At 53.1% G+C, this 21,552-nt stretch carries 14 protein-coding genes and 2 rRNA genes; 8 read left to right on the top strand and 8 right to left on the bottom strand.

All coding sequences use genetic code 11. The features are described 5' to 3' along the window. Window positions 1–319: 319 nt before the first annotated feature. Together ACL2XG_RS16015 and rrf are read left to right on the top strand one after the other, a co-directional pair. A 23S ribosomal RNA gene (locus ACL2XG_RS16015) occupies window positions 320–3,312 on the top strand. A 126-nt stretch (window positions 3,313–3,438) separates the two neighbouring features. Next, window positions 3,439–3,554 (top strand): 5S ribosomal RNA (gene rrf, locus ACL2XG_RS16010). A gap of 620 nt (window positions 3,555–4,174) precedes the next feature. Here rrf and ACL2XG_RS16005 read toward each other — a convergent pair. The 3 genes from ACL2XG_RS16005 to mobA all read right to left on the bottom strand — a co-directional run bounded on the left by ACL2XG_RS16005 (window position 4,175) and on the right by mobA (window position 8,066). After that, entirely contained in the window at window positions 4,175–6,421 is a 2,247-nt protein-coding gene (locus tag ACL2XG_RS16005) for an inverse autotransporter beta domain-containing protein (protein WP_413721767.1), read from the bottom strand. A gap of 525 nt (window positions 6,422–6,946) precedes the next feature. Continuing rightward, window positions 6,947–7,480 carry a molybdopterin-guanine dinucleotide biosynthesis protein MobB gene (gene mobB / locus ACL2XG_RS16000; RefSeq protein WP_410012828.1) on the bottom strand — a complete coding sequence of 178 codons (534 nt, stop codon included), beginning with the start codon at window positions 7,478–7,480 and terminating at the stop codon, window positions 6,947–6,949. A gap of 10 nt (window positions 7,481–7,490) precedes the next feature. Continuing rightward, window positions 7,491–8,066: a molybdenum cofactor guanylyltransferase MobA gene (gene mobA / locus ACL2XG_RS15995; protein ID WP_410016671.1), complete on the bottom strand. Its 576-nt coding sequence runs from the start codon at window positions 8,064–8,066 to the stop codon at window positions 7,491–7,493. Between the two features lie 145 nt (window positions 8,067–8,211). Here mobA and ACL2XG_RS15990 point away from each other — a divergent pair, with 145 nt between their 5' ends. The 4 genes from ACL2XG_RS15990 to polA all read left to right on the top strand — a co-directional run bounded on the left by ACL2XG_RS15990 (window position 8,212) and on the right by polA (window position 13,392). Beyond that, on the top strand, window positions 8,212–8,481 hold the full coding sequence (locus ACL2XG_RS15990) for a YihD family protein (RefSeq protein ID WP_410016670.1): 270 nt from the start codon (window positions 8,212–8,214) through the stop codon (window positions 8,479–8,481). A gap of 25 nt (window positions 8,482–8,506) precedes the next feature. Continuing rightward, window positions 8,507–9,493, top strand: coding sequence for a serine/threonine protein kinase (locus ACL2XG_RS15985; RefSeq protein ID WP_410016669.1), 987 nt, complete (start codon window positions 8,507–8,509; stop codon window positions 9,491–9,493). 19 nt (window positions 9,494–9,512) lie between these two features. Beyond that, window positions 9,513–10,139 carry a thiol:disulfide interchange protein DsbA gene (gene dsbA / locus ACL2XG_RS15980; RefSeq protein ID WP_410012827.1) on the top strand — a complete coding sequence of 209 codons (627 nt, stop codon included), beginning with the start codon at window positions 9,513–9,515 and terminating at the stop codon, window positions 10,137–10,139. Between the two features lie 457 nt (window positions 10,140–10,596). Further along, entirely contained in the window at window positions 10,597–13,392 is a 2,796-nt protein-coding gene (gene polA / locus ACL2XG_RS15975; RefSeq protein WP_410012826.1) for a DNA polymerase I, read from the top strand. 278 nt (window positions 13,393–13,670) lie between these two features. On the opposite strand, the gene yihA is transcribed toward polA, so the two are convergent. Further along, entirely contained in the window at window positions 13,671–14,288 is a 618-nt protein-coding gene (yihA, locus tag ACL2XG_RS15970; RefSeq protein WP_410016668.1) for a ribosome biogenesis GTP-binding protein YihA/YsxC, read from the bottom strand. Between the two features lie 705 nt (window positions 14,289–14,993). Here yihA and yihI point away from each other — a divergent pair. Both yihI and hemN read left to right on the top strand, forming a co-directional pair. Next, window positions 14,994–15,527 carry a Der GTPase-activating protein YihI gene (yihI, locus tag ACL2XG_RS15965; RefSeq protein ID WP_410012825.1) on the top strand — a complete coding sequence of 178 codons (534 nt, stop codon included), beginning with the start codon at window positions 14,994–14,996 and terminating at the stop codon, window positions 15,525–15,527. A gap of 186 nt (window positions 15,528–15,713) precedes the next feature. Next, window positions 15,714–17,087 carry an oxygen-independent coproporphyrinogen III oxidase gene (hemN, locus tag ACL2XG_RS15960; protein ID WP_413721768.1) on the top strand — a complete coding sequence of 458 codons (1,374 nt, stop codon included), beginning with the start codon at window positions 15,714–15,716 and terminating at the stop codon, window positions 17,085–17,087. Here hemN and ACL2XG_RS15955 read toward each other — a convergent pair whose 3' ends face one another. From ACL2XG_RS15955 to glnA, 4 genes are all read right to left on the bottom strand, one after another. Continuing rightward, the gene (locus ACL2XG_RS15955; RefSeq protein ID WP_410012823.1) at window positions 17,088–17,210 is read right to left on the bottom strand and encodes a YshB family small membrane protein; all 123 of its coding nucleotides are present in this window, start codon (window positions 17,208–17,210) and stop codon (window positions 17,088–17,090) included. It abuts the gene before it with no gap. A 131-nt stretch (window positions 17,211–17,341) separates the two neighbouring features. After that, the gene (gene glnG, locus ACL2XG_RS15950) at window positions 17,342–18,754 is read right to left on the bottom strand and encodes a nitrogen regulation protein NR(I) (RefSeq protein ID WP_410012822.1); all 1,413 of its coding nucleotides are present in this window, start codon (window positions 18,752–18,754) and stop codon (window positions 17,342–17,344) included. A 7-nt stretch (window positions 18,755–18,761) separates the two neighbouring features. Next, window positions 18,762–19,811, bottom strand: a complete 1,050-nt coding sequence (glnL, locus tag ACL2XG_RS15945; RefSeq protein WP_410012821.1) for a nitrogen regulation protein NR(II) — start codon at window positions 19,809–19,811, stop codon at window positions 18,762–18,764. Window positions 19,812–19,948: 137 nt separating this feature from the next. Next, window positions 19,949–21,358 (bottom strand): glutamate--ammonia ligase, encoded by a 1,410-nt coding sequence (gene glnA, locus ACL2XG_RS15940; RefSeq protein WP_410012820.1) that lies wholly within the window; start codon window positions 21,356–21,358, stop codon window positions 19,949–19,951. Between the last annotated feature and the right edge of the window lie 194 nt (window positions 21,359–21,552).

Raw genomic sequence — 21,552 nt, 5'->3', positions numbered from 1 at the left:
GTCTGGTTTTTCTTATTTATTTCAGAGCACACTCTTATGAGTATGCTGCGAAATACATGCTCTTTAACAATCCGGAACAAGCTGAAAATTTGAAAAAAACATGCTGAGCAAAATCAGTATGCGATTCTCTCAAAGCAAGCAAACCTAATAAGGTCGCCGTGTCGATGGCGCCCTTGTTGAGGAATGAGCGAGAAAGTCCCGGCCAAGGCGCACGGCGCGCAGCCAGCGGAGTGGACTGTATGTCCATGAGCATGGCGAGCACCGCGCAACACCGGCAGGGACCTTTCGCAGCCATTCCGAAGACACTTTAGGGTTGTGAGGTTAAGTGAATAAGCGTACACGGTGGATGCCTAGGCAGTCAGAGGCGATGAAGGACGTGCTAATCCGCGAAATGCGCCGGTGAGCTGATATGAAGCGCTATCAGCCGGCGATGTCCGAATGGGGAAACCCAGTGCAATTCGTTGCACTATCATTACGTGAATCCATAGCGTATTGAGGCGAACCGGGGGAACTGAAACATCTCAGTACCCCGAGGAAAAGAAATCAACCGAGATTCCCCTAGTAGCGGCGAGCGAACGGGGAACAGCCCAGAGTCACCATCAGCGCCTGCATCAGGAGAACGGTCTGGAAAGTCCGGCAACACAGGGTGATAGCCCCGTATCCGAAGGTGCAAGTGCTGTGAGCTCGATGAGTAGGGCGGGACACGTGATATCCTGTCTGAAGATGGGGGGACCATCCTCCAAGGCTAAATACTCCTGACTGACCGATAGTGAACCAGTACCGTGAGGGAAAGGCGAAAAGAACCCCGGCGAGGGGAGTGAAATAGAACCTGAAACCGTGTACGTACAAGCAGTGGGAGCCTTGATTTATCAGGGTGACTGCGTACCTTTTGTATAATGGGTCAGCGACTTATATTCTGTAGCAAGGTTAACCGAATAGGGGAGCCGTAGGGAAACCGAGTCTTAACTGGGCGTTAAGTTGCAGGGTATAGACCCGAAACCCGGTGATCTAGCCATGGGCAGGTTGAAGGTTGGGTAACACTAACTGGAGGACCGAACCGACTAATGTTGAAAAATTAGCGGATGACTTGTGGCTGGGGGTGAAAGGCCAATCAAACCGGGAGATAGCTGGTTCTCCCCGAAAGCTATTTAGGTAGCGCCTCGTGAATTCATCTTCGGGGGTAGAGCACTGTTTCGGCTAGGGGTCCACCCCGGATTACCAACCCGATGCAAACTGCGAATACCGAAGAATGTTACCACGGGAGACACACGGCGGGTGCTAACGTCCGTCGTGAAGAGGGAAACAACCCAGACCGCCAGCTAAGGTCCCAAAGTCATGGTTAAGTGGGAAACGATGTGGGAAGGCACAGACAGCCAGGATGTTGGCTTAGAAGCAGCCATCATTTAAAGAAAGCGTAATAGCTCACTGGTCGAGTCGGCCTGCGCGGAAGATGTAACGGGGCTAAACCATGCACCGAAGCTGCGGCAGCGGACATATCACTTAAGACAATTGTACGGAAAACGATTGACGGAGCGCAGCGACGTCAATGCGTTCATCACGTCGAGTTGGCTTAAGGATATGTCCGTTGGGTAGGGGAGCGTTCTGTAAGCCTGCGAAGGTGGCCTGTGAGGGTTGCTGGAGGTATCAGAAGTGCGAATGCTGACATAAGTAACGATAAAGCGGGTGAAAAGCCCGCTCGCCGGAAGACCAAGGGTTCCTGTCCAACGTTAATCGGGGCAGGGTGAGTCGACCCCTAAGGCGAGGCCGAAAGGCGTAGTCGATGGGAAACAGGTTAATATTCCTGTACTGGGTGTGACTGCGAAGGGGGGACGGAGAAAGCTAGGTTCGCCGGGCGACGGTTGTCCCGGTTTAAGCGTGAAGGTGGAAAGAGCAGGTAAATCCGCTTTTTCATTCAACACTGAGGCGTGATAACGAGCCACTACGGTGGTGAAGGAATTGATGCTACGCTTCCAGGAAAAGCCTCTAAGCTCCAGGTCACATCGAATCGTACCCCAAACCGACACAGGTGGTCAGGTAGAGAATACCAAGGCGCTTGAGAGAACTCGGGTGAAGGAACTAGGCAAAATGGTGCCGTAACTTCGGGAGAAGGCACGCTGGCATTAGGTGGAGGGACTTGCTCCCCGAGCTGAAGCCAGTCGCAGATACCAGCTGGCTGCAACTGTTTATTAAAAACACAGCACTGTGCAAACACGAAAGTGGACGTATACGGTGTGACGCCTGCCCGGTGCCGGAAGGTTAATTGATGGGGTTATCCGTAAGGAGAAGCTCTTGATCGAAGCCCCGGTAAACGGCGGCCGTAACTATAACGGTCCTAAGGTAGCGAAATTCCTTGTCGGGTAAGTTCCGACCTGCACGAATGGCGTAATGATGGCCAGGCTGTCTCCACCCGAGACTCAGTGAAATTGAACTCGCTGTGAAGATGCAGTGTACCCGCGGCAAGACGGAAAGACCCCGTGAACCTTTACTATAGCTTGACACTGAACATTGAGCCTTGATGTGTAGGATAGGTGGGAGGCTTTGAAGTGTGGACGCCAGTCTGCATGGAGCCAACCTTGAAATACCACCCTTTAATGTTTGATGTTCTAACTCCGGCCCGTAATCCGGGTCGAGGACAGTGTCTGGTGGGTAGTTTGACTGGGGCGGTCTCCTCCTAAAGAGTAACGGAGGAGCACGAAGGTTAGCTAATCACGGTCGGACATCGTGAGGTTAGTGCAAAGGCATAAGCTAGCTTGACTGCGAGAGTGACGGCTCGAGCAGGTGCGAAAGCAGGTCTTAGTGATCCGGTGGTTCTGAATGGAAGGGCCATCGCTCAACGGATAAAAGGTACTCCGGGGATAACAGGCTGATACCGCCCAAGAGTTCATATCGACGGCGGTGTTTGGCACCTCGATGTCGGCTCATCACATCCTGGGGCTGAAGTAGGTCCCAAGGGTATGGCTGTTCGCCATTTAAAGTGGTACGCGAGCTGGGTTTAGAACGTCGTGAGACAGTTCGGTCCCTATCTGCCGTGGGCGTTGGAAGATTGAGAGGGGCTGCTCCTAGTACGAGAGGACCGGAGTGGACGCACCACTGGTGTTCGGGTTGTCATGCCAATGGCATTGCCCGGTAGCTACGTGCGGAAGAGATAACCGCTGAAAGCATCTAAGCGGGAAACTTGCCTCGAGATGAGTCTTCCCTGTGGCTTTAAGCCACCTGAAGGGACGTTAAAGACGATGACGTTGATAGGTCGGGTGTGTAAGCGCAGCGATGCGTTGAGCTAACCGATACTAATGACCCGTGAGGCTTAACCTTACAACACCTAAAGTGTTTGACGCGAAGAGAGCGTTGCCCCGAGGGGTGGCGAGAGAATTTTCAGCGAAGTTCCGGATAAAGGCCGATGGTCATCAGTAACAGGATGACGGTTGGTAAACGAATTTGCCTGGCGGCACTAGCGCGGTGGTCCCACCTGACCCCATGCCGAACTCAGCAGTGAAACGCCGTAGCGCCGATGGTAGTGTGGGGTCTCCCCATGCGAGAGTAGGGAACTGCCAGGCATCCAATTGACGAAGCCCTCTGTGAGAACAGAGGGCTTTTTCATGTCCGTAACCCTGGCGGTTCGCTACTCGAGTAAGAGAGTAGGACCACCGGCAACGCCGGTGGAACGGAGCCGCAGGCGACGGCCCGCAGGGTGCCTGACGCAGTCAGGCATCCACTGCCAGGCATCCCATTGACGAAGCCCTCAAAGAAAACAGAGGGCTTTTTCATGTGCGTAACCCTGGCAGTTCGCTACTCGAGTCAGAGAGCAGGACAACAGGCGGAGCCTGTTGAACGCCGCTTGCGGCGGCCCGCAGGGTGGCCGCCGCAGGCGGACATCAACTGCCAGGCATCCCATTGACGAAGCCCTCAAAGAAAACAGAGGGCTTTTTCATGTCCGTAACCCTGGCGGTTCGCTACTCGAGTAAGAGAGTAGGACCCCCGGCAACGCCGGTGGAACGGAGCCGCAGGCGACGGCCCGCAGGGTGCCTGGCGCAGTCAGGCATCAACTGTCAGGCATCCCATTGACGAAGCCCTCTGTGCAAACAGAGGGCTTTTTCATAGCGATAAAACAGGCAAGCCAGCAGGGCAAAAGGGTACCCATTGGTAATAAAATAGCATCTGGCTGGCCTGACGTATTTTATACTATTATCGGTTGAACAAATATTGGTTTATTAGCGTCCACCTGCGTCGCGGAAATAACCTCAGTACTAACTTCATCACCATTATGTTTATCATCAATATCTTCATTTTTATCACCAATTACATGTCCTCGACGGCGAGCAAGTGTTTCAATAAGACTTTCATCAAGTTTTTTTGCGGAGTGAGAAGGATCTTTTGACTCATTTGATGGAATATCCTTTTTAAGCACCTGGGGCACTGAGGCTTTAATTTTAGAAAGTAAATCATGCTCAGACGGTTGCCGCCCCAATTGGTCATGATGTTCATTCGAGAAATTACTGGGCTGCCCCGATACTTTTCTTAACCCCTCCCGCGCTTTCTGAATAACATCCAATGTTATCTCCGGCCGGTGCGGTGGCTGTTGCCCAGAGCTTTTTTTGAGAATTCGCCTTTCCTTGGATTCACTATTGAAAGGCGGCGGTGGTGGCGGCGGCGGCGGTGGCGGCGAACCATTGGTACCGCTAGTGTCAGTGGCGATTCCATTATCTTCTGTCTGTGAAGACACTGACTTAGAATTATTTTTTCCTCTGTCGCTCATATCACTATTAATATCGCTAGCGTCAGTGGGGATGCCATCATCATCTGTCTGTGAAGACACTGACTTAGAATTATTTTTTCCTCTGTCGCTCATATCACTATTAATATCGCTAGTGTCAGTGGGGATGCCATCATCATCTGTCTGTGAAGACACTGACTTAGAATTCTTTTTTCCTCTGTCGCTCATATCACTATTAATATCGCTAGTGTCATCGGGGATGCCATCATCATCTGTCTGTGAAGACACTGACTTCACATCCTTTTTTTCATTTCCGCCCGGATTAACTATAGGCTGGATAATCTCAGGTTGATTTATATTATCCTGCGTTGATATAACCATCTTGCTCTCATCTGCGGTATTTTGTTCGTTAAGCTGACGCCACGGGTAGGGCTCGGTGTTTATGGTCATCTCACTGCGATTTGACGCATTTCCCCGCTTATCATACGCAACGGCTGAGACGACATACTGGTTGGTACCATGGCTGCTGAAGTCCGGAAATTGTACCTGGTAAGCATTATTGTTGAGGGTAACGACTTGACCCCCTGCAGGCTTCAGCGCGCTGTCGTCCCATTCAATACGGCTAATATCATGTTTAGCCGAGACCCTAAAATTAATGTGTTTTCGTTCGCCTTCAACCCCGCTCAGCTCCGTGGGTAGCTGGAAATGAATTTGTTCCCTGCGCTGATACTCAAGCACAATATTATTATTACGCGCCACAACATCCAATCGGCTGCCGGCCAGGCTGCGCCGCAGCGGCGTATAATGCGGATCCAGCTGTTTTGCTAAAGGTACATTAAAATGATAATTTAATGAAAGATTGGCTTTACCCTCTGTTTTGCCATTATTCCAACGCGCATGATCCGCGCCAAATGTAATCAGCGGTACCGGAGAATAGGTCAAGCCCGCGGTAAGCGCCGAGGGGTTTCGATACCGTTCATTGCGGCTGAGGGTTACGACCTCAGCGCCGAAATAGCGCTCATATTTTACTTTGGCGCCCACCTGGGGGTATGCCGGTAAAAACGTCTCCGCTACAAGATCAAAACCATTCGCGGCGCGTTCCTTGGTACCTGTGAGTAATGAAGACGTTTTCCAATCCGACAGGCGATAATAGCCGTTAGCCGCAAGCTTAATATTATCTCCCCAGACTTCAAATCCGATACCTGCCCGTTGATGATGATTGCCTGAGATTTGCGCGTCGTAAAAGGCGTTATATCCCAGCATCCAGCTCTCGAAAAAATGACGCTGCCCCACACCAATATTGATGATACTTTTGGCATTATGCCGTCTTATACCGAGCTGGCTGAAGAGCATCCGCTCGTCCCTGTTTGTCAAGGGCACCAGGAAATCAAATGAGGCGCCAGTCAATAAATTGTGTTTTATTGGCAAATTGACTGCCGAGGTGCCAGACGGCGTTCCGTGTTTAACGCGCGGGGCTGTCGTGTTGTCCTTGGAGGAAAGGGCATTTTCATTGAGCGAAGGGATTGATAGTAAAGATTCATGTAATGTATGGTCGTTAAAATTGGGTTGGGGTAATTTTTCCCTGATGGTAATATCTTCGCCTTTATGGGTGCTGGTTTTTTTAAGTTCCTTTTTTTTGTCAGTTGAAAAACAGCCGGCCAACAAGGCCGCTATACTAATAACGGTAACGTGCCATTTTGTATAAATCATATATAATGCCGTAAAGTAAATATTTCAAGCAGTTGCCAATACTGCCACATGATTATATTTATATGCAGGAAGTTATAAATTAAAAGAGAATGAATAATCAGTTTTCTCTGGCAGGCTTCACTGCATGTTTAATGATTATTTAATCTATGATTAAAACACAGGTTCGCTCCTTTCAGGGCCGCTTAGCAGCAAAACAGGCACGATCAAGGAAATGCCCCCATCGGCATGCCGGGACCAGTATAATAAATAAAAATAAACTCATCCCTCGATGGCCTGTTATAAAGCCATCTTGGGATTTTTTAAAATACGATTTATCTGAATGAAACGATGATAATTCTCGTCTTGACCTGATGATTGTAATTTAATCTATATAAACAGTTGATAACTTATTTGAAGAAATATCTTTTTTAGGCAAGTGATGAAAATCCAATCCACTCTTAAAACTTATTTAAAAGGGATTTCAATGCCCCATCCGTCTGCGTCCGGGATCGCCGTTCGCGCGCCGTTCGCGCCGGCGTTGCCCAATCAACCTACGCCGGACTGCTGCTGTACACGCAGCCAGTTGGCGATAAAAATCGCGATAGCATCGGGTTGGTTGATATCCAGCAGCGGCAGGTTGACGTCAATCTGCACGTCGCAGGCCACGGCAATGACATGGCCGTCAATCAATGGCCGCCACTCTTTGCCGGTATCCTGGCGAAACAGGGCGATTTTAGGCACCGGCTCGTCTTTGAACCCTTCGACCAGGATCACATCGATAAGCCCGCTGTCCATTTGACCGGCCAGCCAGGGTAATGTCGGCATCGCCAGGTCCGGTGTTTCGGTCATCAACGCCCAGCGCGCCTCGCTTGCCACCATGGTTTGCCTCGCGCCTGCCTTACGCAGTTCATAGCTGTCTTTCCCGGGTGTATCGACATCCACGTTATGATGGGTGTGCTTGATGATGCCCACGCGTATGCCGGCCTGGTTAAGCCGGGGAATGAGCTGGGTCAGCAAGGTGGTCTTTCCAGTGCCGCTGAAGGCGGTAAACGCCAACAAAGGGGGAACGGCATGCGACATAAAATAGTCCTTAGGTTTTTACCCAGTTCTGCACGTCAAGGGGGGTATTGAGATTATGGAAATTCGGGTTTTTCACCGGGAATATCACTCTTTCGGCGGCGATGCGGTTAAAAAACAACATTACCTTGCGTTCTCCCTGCGCCAGGAAGGCCTCCAGCTGAGAAATCAATACCCGGTGGAGCAGCGCAAAAGCCGGATGTTCCCGCCCTCCTGCGCTGGCAAAGGCGGCAAGAGCTTCCCGCTTACCATCCCATAACCGTTGCACTAAATCCCCCGGGAAAACCGGCACATCGCAAGGGGCGAACACCACCCATTGGGTCGGCGCTGCTTGTAACCCCGCCAGCATGCCGGCAAGCGGTCCGGGATAACCGGGCATGCTATCGCTCACAACCCGCAACCCGCTTTGCCGGTAGAGAGCGATATTGCGGTTGGCGTTAAGCAGCACGGTACCGACCTGGGGCGCCAGGCCGTCCAGGACATAGCGATAAAGGGGGATTTGATTGACCATAACCAACCCTTTGTCTTTGCCGGCCATACGTGTTGCTTGGCCGCCGGCCAGGATTACGCCTGTGATGTCCGCTTTTATAATAACTCTCCTCCAAAGCCTAATCATTGATAGGCAGGCTCACATATTAAGATACAATGTTTCACATGTTACAGAACAATCATGTTTATCCTGCCTGGTGGATCTTGATACATTAACACTGGGACCTATAGAGAGGGATTGCGTTATGAAATATCACCGCCTTAATGAGCTTATCGAACTGCTGCATCCGGCATGGCAAAAAGAGCCGGATTTGAATTTGCTGCAATTCCTGCATAAATTGGCGCAAGAGGCCGGTTATGACGGTGATTTAACCGCTTTGTCGGATGATACGTTAATTTATCACTTAAAAATGCGCGGTGCCGACAAAACGCAAGCTATCCCGGGTCTGCAAAAGGATTATGAAGAGGATTTCAAAACCGCGATTCTGCGGGCGCGCGGCATCATTAAAGACTAGGCAAGGGCGACGAAATGAGCGTTTTATGAATATAACCGCATTTAATTTCAAGACGTTGATGCCGGAGCTTATAATGGATGCCCTGGAAAACGTCGGTTTACGCATAGATTCTGGGCTTACCGCCCTCAATAGCTACGAAAACCGCGTTTACCAATTCCTGGATGAAGACAGAAAACGCTACGTGGTGAAATTTTATCGACCTGAGCGCTGGTCGGTTGAGCAGATCCTTGAGGAACATGAGCTTTCATTGGGATTGAACGAGGCGGAAATCCCGGTGGTGCCGCCGATGCTTATCAATGGATCCACGCTTTTGCAGCATGAAGGCTTTCATTTTGCCGTATTTCCAAGCGTCGGCGGCAGGCAATTTGAACAGGATAATGACGAACAGCTTGAATGGGTGGGGCGTTTTATCGGACGTATCCATCGCAATAACGGCGATAAATGCTTCACTACCCGTCCGACTATCGGCCTGGATGAGTATCTGTATGAGCCAAGGCGTGAATTTGAACGCAGCACGCTTATCGCGGGCAAACAAAAAACCGCTTTTTTACAATCCGTTGACACCCTAATAGCCGAAGTTAAGTTATGTTGGACGACGCAATGGCGTCCGCTGCGTCTGCATGGCGATCTGCATGCGGGTAATATTATGTGGCGGGACGGTCCGATGTTTGTTGACCTGGATGATGCCAGAAACGGACCCGCGGTTCAGGATCTTTGGATGCTGCTTAATGGCGATCGTATCGAACAGCAATATCAGCTGTCGCTTTTGCTTGAGGCTTATAGTGAATTCATGGATTTTAATCCGCGCGAATTGGCGTTGATAGAACCATTACGCGCGATGCGGATGATCTATTACCTGGCCTGGATTAGTCGGCGGTGGGGCGATCCCGCATTTCCCTATAGTTTCCCCTGGATGGTGGAAGCTGAGTTCTGGTCACAGCAAACACTCATCTTTACAGAGCAGGTGAAGCTATTGCATGAACCACCTTTACAGCTTATGCCTACGTATTAAACATTTGGAGAATAACTTAATGAAGAAGATTTGGTTGGCGCTTATGGGGCTCGCGTTGGCGTTTAGCGTTTCGGCCGCGCAATTTACCGAAGGGCAGCAATATATCCAACTTGATAAGCCAGCGACCGGTGAGCCGCAGGTATTGGAATTTTTCTCGTTTTATTGCCCGCACTGCTATGAATTTGAACAAAACTTCCATGTTTCCAGTACCGTAAAACAGGCTTTGCCCGCAGGAACCAAAATGATCAAATATCATGTGGATTTCCTGGGCGGCGATATGGGCAAGCAGGTTACCCAGGCCTGGGCCGTTGCCATGGCGTTGGGCGTGGAGGACAAAGTCAGTCCGCTGTTGTTTGACGGTATTCAAAAAACTCAGACGGTGCAAACACCCGCCGATCTGCGTAATGTCTTTATCCAGGCCGGTGTGAGCGGCGAGGAATATGACGGCGCCTGGAATAGCTTTGTGGTCAAATCCCTGGTGGTACAGCAGGAAAAAGCCGCGTCCGATTTGCAATTACGCGGTGTTCCAGCCATGTTCGTGAATGGCAAATATATGGTCAAGAACGATGGTCTGGATATGTCGTCAAAGGATGTCTACGTCAAACAATTTGCCGACGTGGTAAAATTCCTGCTAACGCAGAATTAAATACTTTAATGTATTACTTCAAAACGCCGGCCATGTCCGGCGTTTTTTATGCAATTGATTAACTTGCCTCACTAAGTTATTTCCCGCGTTGCGCCTGTCGGTCTGGAGGTTTTGTGTATATCCTTTTTTAGCCAAAAGCGCTTATCATTTTATGCAGGACTTTAAGCGGCGGGTTATATCCACAAACGCGAAATGCTACTGATAAATATGGGATTAGTGAAAAAATACCCATAACGCACTGATAAAGAAAGGTTTTTTTGTAAATCTCAACGTTATTAAAGATATAAACATATTAGCGGTTTTTTTTACTCACAAAGTTATCCACAGCACGATCGCGCGGATCAAGTCCAATCGCCAGTTTTTTTATCGTCCTTTTGCTACGCAAACATTCGTCTCAGGCGGCCAGCTGTGGCATGCTACCCCCTATGATGGCTGACTAAAAAGATCGAATTACGCTATGGCTCATATTGCAGACAATCCGTTAATCCTGGTTGATGGTTCCTCCTATCTCTATCGTGCCTACCACGCCTTTCCGCCGTTAACCAATAGCGCGGGAGAACCGACCGGCGCCATGTACGGCGTGTTGAATATGCTGAAAAGCCTGCTCACGCAGTATAAGCCCAGTCATGTGGCGGTGGTGTTCGACGCCAAGGGTAAAACTTTTCGCGACGAATTGTTCGAACACTACAAAGCTCACCGCCCCTCGATGCCGGATGATTTGCGCAGCCAAATCGAGCCGCTGCACAGCATGGTCAAGGCGATGGGATTACCCTTGCTGGCGGTATCCGGCGTCGAGGCGGACGATGTGATTGGCACGCTGGCGCTCGAGGCGGCGCGTACCGGCCGCGAAGTTCTGATCAGCACCGGCGATAAAGATATGGCGCAGCTGGTATCGCCGACGATTACGCTTATCAATACTATGTCCAACACCATTCTCGGGCCGGAGGAAGTGCGGGAAAAATTCGGTGTTCCACCGGAACTGATCATTGATTACCTGGCGTTAATGGGCGACAGTTCGGATAACATTCCGGGTGTGCCGGGCGTAGGCGAGAAAACCGCCCAGGCGCTGCTGCAGGGACTGGGTAGCCTGGATAATATTTACAGCGACCTGGCAAGCGTGGGCGGGTTGCCATTTCGCGGCGCCAAGACGTTGGCGCCAAAGCTGGAACAAAATAAAGAGCTGGCGTATTTATCTTATCAATTGGCGACGATTAAGACCGATGTGCCGCTTGATTTGCCTTTCGATAAGCTCATCGTGACCGAACCCGACGCGGCGGCATTGCTGCTGCTGTTCAAGAAATACGAATTCAAACGCTGGCTGGCGGATTTGGAAGCGGGCAAATGGCTGCAAGGCCGCATCAGCTCGGCCCCCGTCGCGCGCACCCCGTTTAATGCCCCGCCGGCCCAGGCCGATGAGGATGTTGAGGAGGCGGTGCAGCTTTCCCAGGAGGGTTACCAGGTCATCTACGCGCTGGCGGACCTCAACAGCTGGATAGAGCGGATAAAACAGGCGGGGCAGTTCACCTTCGATACCGAAACCGACAGTCTGGATACCCTGAGCGCCAACCTGATCGGGCTTTCTTTCGCCATTGTCCCCGGCGACGCCGCTTATTTGCCGGTGGGCCACGATTATCTCGACGCGCCGGACCAGCTAAATCGCGACGACGTGCTCAGGCTGCTGAAACCGGTGCTTGAAGACCCGGCCATTCGCAAAATCGGCCAGAACCTGAAATTCGATCGCGGCGTGTTGCAACGTTATGATATCGAACTGGCCGGCATCGCCTTTGACACCATGCTTGAATCCTATGTGCTTAACAGCGTGTCGGGCCGTCATGATATGGATAGCATGGCCGATCGTTTCCTGAAACACACCACTGTGACCTTTGAAGACATTGCCGGCAAAGGCAAAAACCAGCTGACCTTCAATCAAATCGCTCTGGAGCAGGCGGGCCCCTATGCCGCTGAGGATGTGGACGTGACGCTGCGGCTGCATGAAAAACTCTGGCCGCAGATTGAGCGCGAGGACGGCCTGAAAAAGGTCTTCGAGGAAATCGAAATGCCGCTGGTGCCGGTGCTGTCGCGCATTGAGCGTACCGGGGTATTGATCGACGAGAAGATCCTGGCTGCACATTCGGTTGAGCTGACGAAACGGTTGGGCGAGCTGGAAACCGAGGCGCATGAACTGGCGGGGGAAGCCTTTAATCTCTCCTCCACCAAGCAGTTGCAGGCGATTTTATATGATAAGCAGAAACTGCCGATCTTGAAAAAAACGCCGGGCGGCGCGCCGTCGACCAACGAGGAGGTGCTGGCGGAGCTGGCGCTGGATTACCCGCTGCCGAAGCTTCTCCTCGAATATCGCGGCCTGGCCAAGCTGAAATCGACCTATACCGATAAATTGCCGCTGATGATTAACCCGCACTCAAAACGCGTGCATACGTCTTATCAGCAGGCGGTTACCGCCACCGGCCGGCTGTCCTCAACCGATCCGAACCTGCAAAATATCCCGGTGCGCAATGAGGAAGGACGGCGGATCAGGCAGGCATTTATCGCGCCGAAAGATGCCGTTATCGTGGCGGCGGACTATTCGCAAATCGAACTGCGCATCATGGCGCATCTCTCGCGCGACCAGGGCCTGCTCAAGGCCTTCGCCGAGGGCAAGGATATACATCGGGCCACCGCCGCCGAAGTCTTCGGCCTGGCGCTTGAGAAGGTGTCTAATGAGCAGCGCCGCAGCGCCAAGGCGATTAACTTCGGCCTGATTTACGGCATGAGCGCGTTTGGTCTGGCGCGCCAGCTTTCGGTTGGCCGCGCGGAGGCGCAGCGTTATATGAACCTTTACTTCGAGCGGTATCCGGGCGTGCTGGAATATATGGAGCGTACCCGCAGGCAGGCAGAGGAACAGGGCTATGTTTCCACCCTCGACGGCCGCCGGCTGTATCTGCCCGATATCCATTCCCGTAACGGGACGCGCAAAAAAGCCGCCGAGCGCGCGGCGATAAACGCCCCCATGCAGGGCACCGCCGCCGATATCATCAAACGCGCGATGATCGCCATTGACGCCTGGCTGCAAAAAGACCGGCCGGAGGTGCGCATGATTATGCAGGTCCACGATGAACTGGTGTTCGAGGTGCGGCGTGACGCCGTGGAGTCGGCCACGCCGCGCATCAAATCCCTGATGGAAGGCTGTTTCGCCCTGGATGTGCCGTTGCGGGTCGATGTGGGTATGGGGGAAAATTGGGATCAAGCGCACTAAGTGGCGATACACTAAGCATTTTTCGTAATTAAGCTACATAAAAAGGTGATTTGGGCTGGGATTATGGCGCTGGGAACACCAAAAAAGTGAAATTAAACTACAAAAAATTCTTTTGCACAGCGATAATTTGATGTAAAGTTACAGATGTAGGGTACAGAGGTAAGATGTTCTATCTTTCAGACCTTTTACTTCACGTAATCGGATTTGGCTAAATATTAGCCGCCCCAGTCATTATTGGCTGGGGCGTTTTTTATTGTGCGCCATACCGGCGCCGCGGGTTATTCCGTATACGGCGGTTCTTCATCCGTCGCCGGCGGGGTTTCACTGAACCAGGTGTCCAGCTTAAGGCGCAGCTTGTCGACGCCGGTTTTTTTCAGCGACGAAAACGCTTCCACCTGTATATCTCCCTCAAAAGCCGCCGCGGCTTCCCGCACCAGGTTCAACTGGGCTTTGCACGCGCCGGAAGCCAGTTTATCGGATTTGGTCAGCAGCACCAGGACCGGGATATCCACCCCAACGGCCCACTGCACCATTTGCTGATCCAGGTCTTTCATCGGATGGCGGATATCCATCAGTACCACCAACCCTTTTAAACTATGACGTTTTTGCAGGTATTCGCCCAGGGCGCGCTGCCACTTACGTTTCATTTCTTCAGGCACTTCGGCGTAGCCATAGCCCGGCAGATCCACCAGGCGTATTTCCGGCTCGACCTCGAACAGATTGATGAGCTGTGTGCGTCCGGGCGTTTTACTGGTCCTGGCCAGGCTTTTTTGATTGGTCAGGGTATTCAGGGCGCTGGACTTGCCGGCGTTGGAGCGCCCGGCAAACGCGACTTCGATGCCGGTATCCGCGGGCAAATGGCGGATATCGGGAGCGCTCATGACAAAATGCGTCATATGGTAGTTGTATGAGGTGATCAAATTTTCCTCTCCCTCGGGATGACTTATTGCCGCCAATTATACGGGGTAAACGCTAAAAAGCGGTTTTTATCTTTATCCGCAACCGCGCCGCCGCCATTGTTATGGCCCGATGTGAACAACCAGGCCGGTTCACGTGAGTAATCGGCATTTTGTCTTTGTAAGAGATCGGCTCGCTACTCACTAAGCATTCTCGTTTAAATTAGAATTAATTAATTATAAATCATAACGTTAAATAATCATCGCGTTAACAAGAGCCCGTTGGCGCGCGCGGAGCGTATTGCGGGTAAAGCTCATTAGGCTACATTAGCAGACAAGGCATGGAGCGCCTGAAAGTGGCACTTTGCAGCGCGCAAAGCGCCATACTTGGCCCAGTGCTCCGCTTTAGCCCGGCACAAAGCCCTTTTCCTACCTTTCCCAGGGATGAATTCTGCTCAGGATGAGCGCGTAAGGGAATACACCCTAACCAATCCGCTTCGTATAGCGTAGAATAAAACATCATCGCAGCGACGACCCGATACACAGGATGTGGACCGTCAGGTTCATTGCCGTGGGGACTGTTTTTCTCGCGAAGCACCTTTACTTTATGGTGGCAGATTAACTGCCACCTTTTTTATTGGCAGGGTTTCTGATAGATTTCGCCGCAATTCCATACTTAATGACACTTACGACAGAGCAGACAACATGAATCCATCAGCAAAAGGCGGGCGCGGTAAACCCGTCGTCGCCAAGAACAAGCGCAAAAGCCGCGAAGAGTTGAATACCGAAGGGCGCGCCCGCCAGCGTCAGAAAAAACGGCGCGGCCTGGCTTCCGGCTCGCGGGCGCAGGAAGGTAATAAAAGCGGGAGCCGTAATACTCAGGCGCACGCCCCCGATCGCCGCATCGGCAGCAAAAAACCCGTGCCGCTTCTCGCCGACGGCCCCACGGTAAAAAAACCGGTGGCGCCGGACATCGTTATTCCCGTCACCACCGCTATCCTGCCGGAAGTGGAGCTGGAGAATCTGGAAAACGACGAACGCCTGGATGAATTATTGCAACGTTTGGAGCAAGGCAAAGAACTGTCGGCGCCCGAACAGGCCTATGTGGATAAGACGCTGGATCGCATCGATGAGCTGATGACCCAACTGGGCATTGAGATCGAAGATGATGAAGACGACGACGCCAAAAATGAAGATATGCTGCAATTGCTCAAGCGCGGCCAGAAAGATTCCTTTTAATCTTTGAACCCGCTGCTGCTGCTGATCGCGACGCCGTTGACATGTTATTTAGTGTGGTTATTGAGTAAACTATGGCGGCTCTCGCGACGTAAAGAACGGTTACGTTTGGCCCGGGTCGCCAGGCGAAAACCGGCCGCGCCCGTAAAACGGCGGGGACGGCGTAAATTTGGTAAGGAGTAAGCAGCCATGTCAGTGCCAGCGATAGAATGGGATTCGGCCCTCATTCAAAAATATAACCAATCCGGGCCGCGCTACACGTCCTACCCCACTGCCCTGGAGTTTAGCGAAGGGTATGGCGAGCCGGCTTTCCTCCAGGCGGTGGCGCGCTATCCCGCCCGGCCGCTGTCGCTGTATCTGCATCTGCCTTTTTGCCATAAGATCTGTTACTTCTGCGGCTGTAATAAAATCGTGACCCGCCAGCCGGAAAAAGTCGATCGTTACCTGGATGTGCTCGAGCAGGAAATCCGGCGCCGGGCGCCGTTGTTCCAGGACCGGCTGGTTACCCAGATGCACTGGGGCGGCGGCACGCCTACCTTTTTGTCGCCGGCGCAAATATCGCGCCTGGTGGCGGTGGTGCGCGCGCAATTCCGCTTTGCCCCCGGCGCGGAAATGTCCATTGAAATCGACCCGCGCGATATCGCGCTGGACATGATGGATCATCTGCATGGCGAAGGGTTTAACCGCATCAGCATGGGTGTGCAGGATTTTAACCCTGAGGTCCAGCGGCTGGTTAACCGTGAGCAGGACGAGCAGCTGATTTTCGACCTGATCGGCCGCGCCAAGGCGCTGGGTTTCCTTTCCACCAATATCGACCTGATTTACGGGTTGCCGCGCCAAACGCTGGCAAGCTTCCGGCACACCCTGGAACGGGTGATAGCGCTTAACCCCCAGCGCCTGAGCGTATTCAATTATGCGCATATGCCGGCGCTGTTTGCCGCCCAGCGAAAAATCAACACCGCTGATTTACCCGATGCCGCGCAGAAAATGGACATTTTACAGTATTCCATTGCTGCGCTATGCGACGCGGGCTACCAGTTTATCGGCATGGATCACTTTGCGCGCCCCGACGACGAATTAGCCCTGGCGCAGCGCGCCGGCAAGCTGCATCGCAATTTCCAGGGCTATACCACCCAGGGCGACTGTGATTTGTTGGGGCTGGGTATCTCGGCGATAAGTATGATCGGGGATAGTTATGCGCAGAACCAGAAAGAGATGAAAAGCTACGTGGCAAGCGTTGCGCGCCAGGGCAACGGCTTATGGCGCGGCGTGGCGCTGTCGGAAGACGACTGTCTGCGGCGTGATGTGATCAAGGCGTTGATTTGTCAGTTTTATATCGATTTTAATGTGCTGGAAAGCCGCTATGGCATCGTTTTTAACGAGTATTTCGCCGATGACATCGCCCTGCTGCGGCCCCTGGAGCGCGACGGGCTGGTGGCTGTGGCCGACCGAGCGATTACGGTCACGGCCAAAGGTCGCCTGCTGATCCGCAACATTTGCATGTGCTTTGACGCTTACCTGCGCACTAAATCGCGCCAGCACCAGTTCTCGCGGGTGATTTGATCAGCTGAAAAAGTTAAGCAGCGCGGCGCAAAGGATGGCGGCCAGCGCGGTTTGCGGTGCATGGCCCACCGCGGCGGTCATATCCGCGCCCTGGGACAGCAAATTGATTAATGAATCTAACATGGTCTTCCTCCCGGTCAGCGACAAGATCATACTGTCTGCAATCGGGATGTAAAGGGCAAAATAACGCCGTTTTGCACGTTATTTTGCTTTTTTCTACGCCGCTATTCCGCCAGGTTATAAAACCTGGACTTTTATTCCATGCCCAGCTCTTTTAGCTTACGCGTCAGGGTATTGCGGCCCCAGCCCAGCAGCCTGGCCGCTTCCTGTTTATGACCTTGGGTGTGGCGCAGGGCGGTGGTCAGCAGGGTTCTTTCCATCTCCGGCTGGGCTTCGGAAAGCAGGTTCTGGTGACCGGAACGCAGGGCGCGGTCCGCCCATTGCGCCAGCAGGGTGGCCCAACTGTCCGGCAATGATTGAACCGTGGCGTCCGGTGCCGTGCTTTCAAATAATTCCGGCGGCAGATCCTGGATCAACACTTCCTGGCCGGCGGCCATGACGGTTAGCCAGCGGCAGGTATTTTCCAACTGACGGACATTGCCTTGCCATGGCAGGCGGGTCAGCGCGGTTTCGGTTTCCGGATGCAGGTTTTTCGGTTCAACGCCCAGCTCCTTGGCCGCCACCTGCAGGAAATAGCGCGCCAGGCGGGGAATATCCTCCCGCCGTTCCCGCAGCGGCGGTAAATGCACCCGGATAACGTTCAGGCGATGGAACAAATCCTCGCGGAATTTGCCCTCTTGCACCCGTACCTCCAGATTCTGATGGGTGGCGGCGATAATCCTGACGTCGACTTTGACCGGCGCATAACCGCCGACCCGGTAAAACTGGCCGTCCGCCAATACGCGCAGCAGGCGGGTCTGGACATCCAGCGGCATATCGCCGATTTCGTCCAGGAACAGGGTACCGCCGTCCGCTTGCTCAAAACGTCCCTGGCGTACCTGATTGGCGCCGGTAAAGGCGCCTTTCTCATGGCCGAACAGTTCCGATTCAATCAAATCCTTCGGGATTGCCGCCATATTCAGCGCGATGAACGATGCCTTGGCGCGCGGGCTATGGCGGTGCAGGGCATGGGCAACCAGTTCCTTACCGGTACCGGATTCACCGTTAATCAAGACGCTGATGGAGGAGCGGGACAGGCGTCCGATAATGCGGAAGACGTCCTGCATGGCCGGCGCCTCGCCAATGATATCGGTAGTCGGGCCATTAGGCGGCTGCGCGCGCGCCGGCTGCTGCTGTTCCAGATAGTGGCTGACCGCGCGCTCAACCAGCGCCACCGCCTCATCGATATCGAACGGCTTGGGCAGGTAATCAAACGCGCCCTGCTGGTAAGCGCTGACCGCGGCGTCCAAATCGGAGTGTGCGGTCATGATGATGACCGGCAGCATCGGATGGCGCTGTTTAATCTGTTTAAGTAATGCCAGGCCGTCCATGCCTGGCATGCGGATATCTGATAACAATACGTCCGGAGTTTGGGTGGAGAGCGCTTCCAGCACTTCATTGCCGCCTTCAAAAGTGGCGCAAGTCAGTCCGGCTCCAGTGAGGGCGCGTTCAAGCACCCAGCGGATGGAGCTATCGTCGTCGACGATCCAGACTATCCCTCGTTGCATAGTGACCTCACTGGCGAATAGGCAGGAACACCGAAAATTCGGTATGCCCCGGCCAACTGTTGAATTCAATTTTACCCGAATTTTGATCGATAAGACTGCGGGCAATGGATAACCCTAAACCGGTCCCGCCCTCACGGCCGCTGACCATGGGGTAGAACAGCGTATCCTGTAATTGCGCCGGTACGCCCGGGCCGTCGTCTTCTATATCAATTCGCGCTACCAAACGATAACGAACGCCGTGCAACGTTAACTGGAACGCGGTACGGGTGCGTATCGTGATCGTGCCACCGTCTTCACCCAGCGCCTGCAGCGAATTACGGGTAATATTCAGCAATACCTGTTCCATTTGATCGGGATCGTGAGCCAGTTCAGGCAGGCTGGGATCGTAATCCCGCAGGAGAGTGACGTTATCCGGCTTTTCCAGCGAGACCAGTTGGAAAACCCGCTCGGCCACCTGGTGAATGCTTTGCGTAACGTGCATGCCGGGCTGCTGCGGCCCGAGCAATCGGTCGACCAGGTTGCGCAGGCGGTCGGCCTGTTCAATGATCACCTTGGTGTATTCCAGCAGCGAGGGATCGGGCAATGCTTTGGCCAGCAGTTGCGCCGCGCCGCGCAGACCGCCCAGCGGGTTTTTGATTTCATGGGCCAGGCCGCGCACCAGATCCCGTGCCGCCACCTGCTGGGCATGCTGAATCTGTTCCTGGCTGAGGCGGCGCTGATTATCCATCGGCGCCAGCTCCATCAGGAAAAAATCCTCGGGCAGGCGTTGCACGGTAAGGGAAAGGATATGCGCCCGCCCGTCAACCACCAACGTGACCTCGTTATCGGTAAACCCCTGGCCGGCGTTAAGGCTTTCGCGCATCAGTTCGACGTTGAGCGAAAAATAGCCCAGCAGCTCAGGCAACGGCGTGCCAAAAAGCTTGCGCGAGCTTTGCGCTAAAAGTTGTTGCGCCGCCGGATTGGCGTAATGAACGGCAAGGTCATTATCCAGCAGCAATATGCTGTTGATCAGGGAATTAAGGATCTGCCCAGCATCGGGCAATGAGCCTGTAGCCATAAAGCAGTCTCCCGCACTCTACCAGTGCATTTAGTCCGTTATGTCGTCATGCGCATGGCTGCGCGCAAGCTTTGCTGGAGAAAAAAGCCCATCCGAAGATGGGCTGAAAGTTTCCACGGCAACAAAAAAACGTCAAGTTATACGCTGTAATACAGCTCGAATTCCACCGGATGCGGCGTCATGCGAATACGGTCTACTTCTTCCGTGCGTAAAGTGATATAGGCGTCGATGGAGTCGTCGGTGAAAACACCGCCACGGGTCAGGAACTCGCGATCCGCGTCCAGCGCCTTAAGGGCTTCTTCCAGCGAACCGGCCACCTGTGGGATTTCTTTCGCTTCTTCCGGCGGCAGATCGTAGAGGTTTTTGTCCATGGCATCGCCAGGATGGATTTTGTTGATAACCCCGTCCAGACCGGCCATCAGCAGGGCGGCAAACGCCAGGTATGGGTTGGCGGCCGGGTCCGGGAAGCGCACTTCGATACGACGGGCTTTCGGGCTGGCGACCACCGGGATACGGATGGAGGCTGAGCGGTTGCGGGCGGAGTAGGCCAGCATAACCGGCGCTTCATATCCCGGGACCAGACGCTTGTAGGAGTTGGTGGTCGGGTTGGTCAGGGCGTTGATGGCCTTGGCATGTTTGATGACGCCGCCAATGTAGAACAAGGCGGTTTCGGACAGGCCGCCGTACTTGTCGCCGGAGAACAGGTTATTGCCGTCTTTGGTCAACGACATATGGCAGTGCATGCCCGAGCCGTTATCGCCGAACATCGGTTTCGGCATAAAGGTCGCCGTTTTGCCGAAGGCATGGGCAACGTTATGCACGACATATTTATAAATTTGGATCTCGTCGGCTTTTTTCGTCAGGCTGTTGAAGCGGGTGGCGATTTCGTTCTGGCCGGCGGTGGCGACTTCATGGTGATGAGCTTCAACCACCAGGCCCATTTCTTCCAGGGTCAAACACATGGCGGAACGCAGATCCTGTGATGAATCCACCGGGGGAACCGGGAAATAACCGCCTTTGATGCCGGGACGATGGCCTTTATTGCCGCCTTCGTAAACTTTATCGGTATTCCATGCGGCTTCAACGTCGTCAATAGCGACATGGGAACCGGAAATGGACGAACCAAAGCGGATATCGTCAAACAGGAAAAATTCAGGTTCCGGCCCAAACAGCACGGTATCGGCAATGCCGGAGGTTTTCAGAAACTCTTCGGCGCGTTTGGCGATGGAACGCGGGTCGCGATCGTAGCCTTGCATGGTGGCAGGCTCAAGGATGTCGCAACGGATAATCAGGGTGGTTTCTTCATAGAAGGGGTCGAGCATCGCCGTGCTGGCATCGGGCATCAGCACCATGTCGGACTCGTTAATGCCTTTCCAGCCGCCAATGGAGGAGCCGTCAAACATTTTTCCATCTTCAAAGAAGTCGGCATCTACCTGATGGGCTGGTATAGTGACGTGCTGTTCTTTACCTTTCGTATCAGTGAAACGCAGGTCGACGAATTTTACTTCGTGCTCGTTAAGCATCGTCAAAACGTGTTCAGCGGACATAACTTGTATTCTCCCGGATGTGCCATTGTCGTCGTGGAACGAAATCGTATGGATCGAATTTTATTTAACTTAGCTGGGCTAGGCTAAACTGGACTGGTATAAACAGTAGCTAAAAGTGTGCCAACATTGCCAAAATGATGAGAAGGGCCGCGTTTCCGGCCTTATTAACCAAAGTCCGCCTGCACCAGATTGGT

Source organism: Sodalis sp. RH24, from assembly GCF_047324145.1.
Lineage (GTDB): Bacteria > Pseudomonadota > Gammaproteobacteria > Enterobacterales > Enterobacteriaceae > Acerihabitans.
This window is presented reverse-complemented; position numbering and strand designations above follow the sequence as displayed.

Coding starts and splice junctions, on each gene's coding strand:
- ACL2XG_RS15985 (WP_410016669.1), top strand. CDS start 8,507: ATGAATATAACCGCATTTAATTTCAAGACGTTGATGCCGGAGCTTATA.
- polA (WP_410012826.1), top strand. CDS start 10,597: ATGGCTCATATTGCAGACAATCCGTTAATCCTGGTTGATGGTTCCTCC.
- glnL (WP_410012821.1), bottom strand. CDS start 19,811: ATGGCTACAGGCTCATTGCCCGATGCTGGGCAGATCCTTAATTCCCTG.
- mobB (WP_410012828.1), bottom strand. CDS start 7,480: ATGTCGCATGCCGTTCCCCCTTTGTTGGCGTTTACCGCCTTCAGCGGC.
- ACL2XG_RS16005 (WP_413721767.1), bottom strand. CDS start 6,421: ATGATTTATACAAAATGGCACGTTACCGTTATTAGTATAGCGGCCTTG.
- ACL2XG_RS15955 (WP_410012823.1), bottom strand. CDS start 17,210: ATGTTAGATTCATTAATCAATTTGCTGTCCCAGGGCGCGGATATGACC.
- glnA (WP_410012820.1), bottom strand. CDS start 21,358: ATGTCCGCTGAACACGTTTTGACGATGCTTAACGAGCACGAAGTAAAA.
- ACL2XG_RS15990 (WP_410016670.1), top strand. CDS start 8,212: ATGAAATATCACCGCCTTAATGAGCTTATCGAACTGCTGCATCCGGCA.
- glnG (WP_410012822.1), bottom strand. CDS start 18,754: ATGCAACGAGGGATAGTCTGGATCGTCGACGACGATAGCTCCATCCGC.
- hemN (WP_413721768.1), top strand. CDS start 15,714: ATGTCAGTGCCAGCGATAGAATGGGATTCGGCCCTCATTCAAAAATAT.
- dsbA (WP_410012827.1), top strand. CDS start 9,513: ATGAAGAAGATTTGGTTGGCGCTTATGGGGCTCGCGTTGGCGTTTAGC.
- yihI (WP_410012825.1), top strand. CDS start 14,994: ATGAATCCATCAGCAAAAGGCGGGCGCGGTAAACCCGTCGTCGCCAAG.
- yihA (WP_410016668.1), bottom strand. CDS start 14,288: ATGACGCATTTTGTCATGAGCGCTCCCGATATCCGCCATTTGCCCGCG.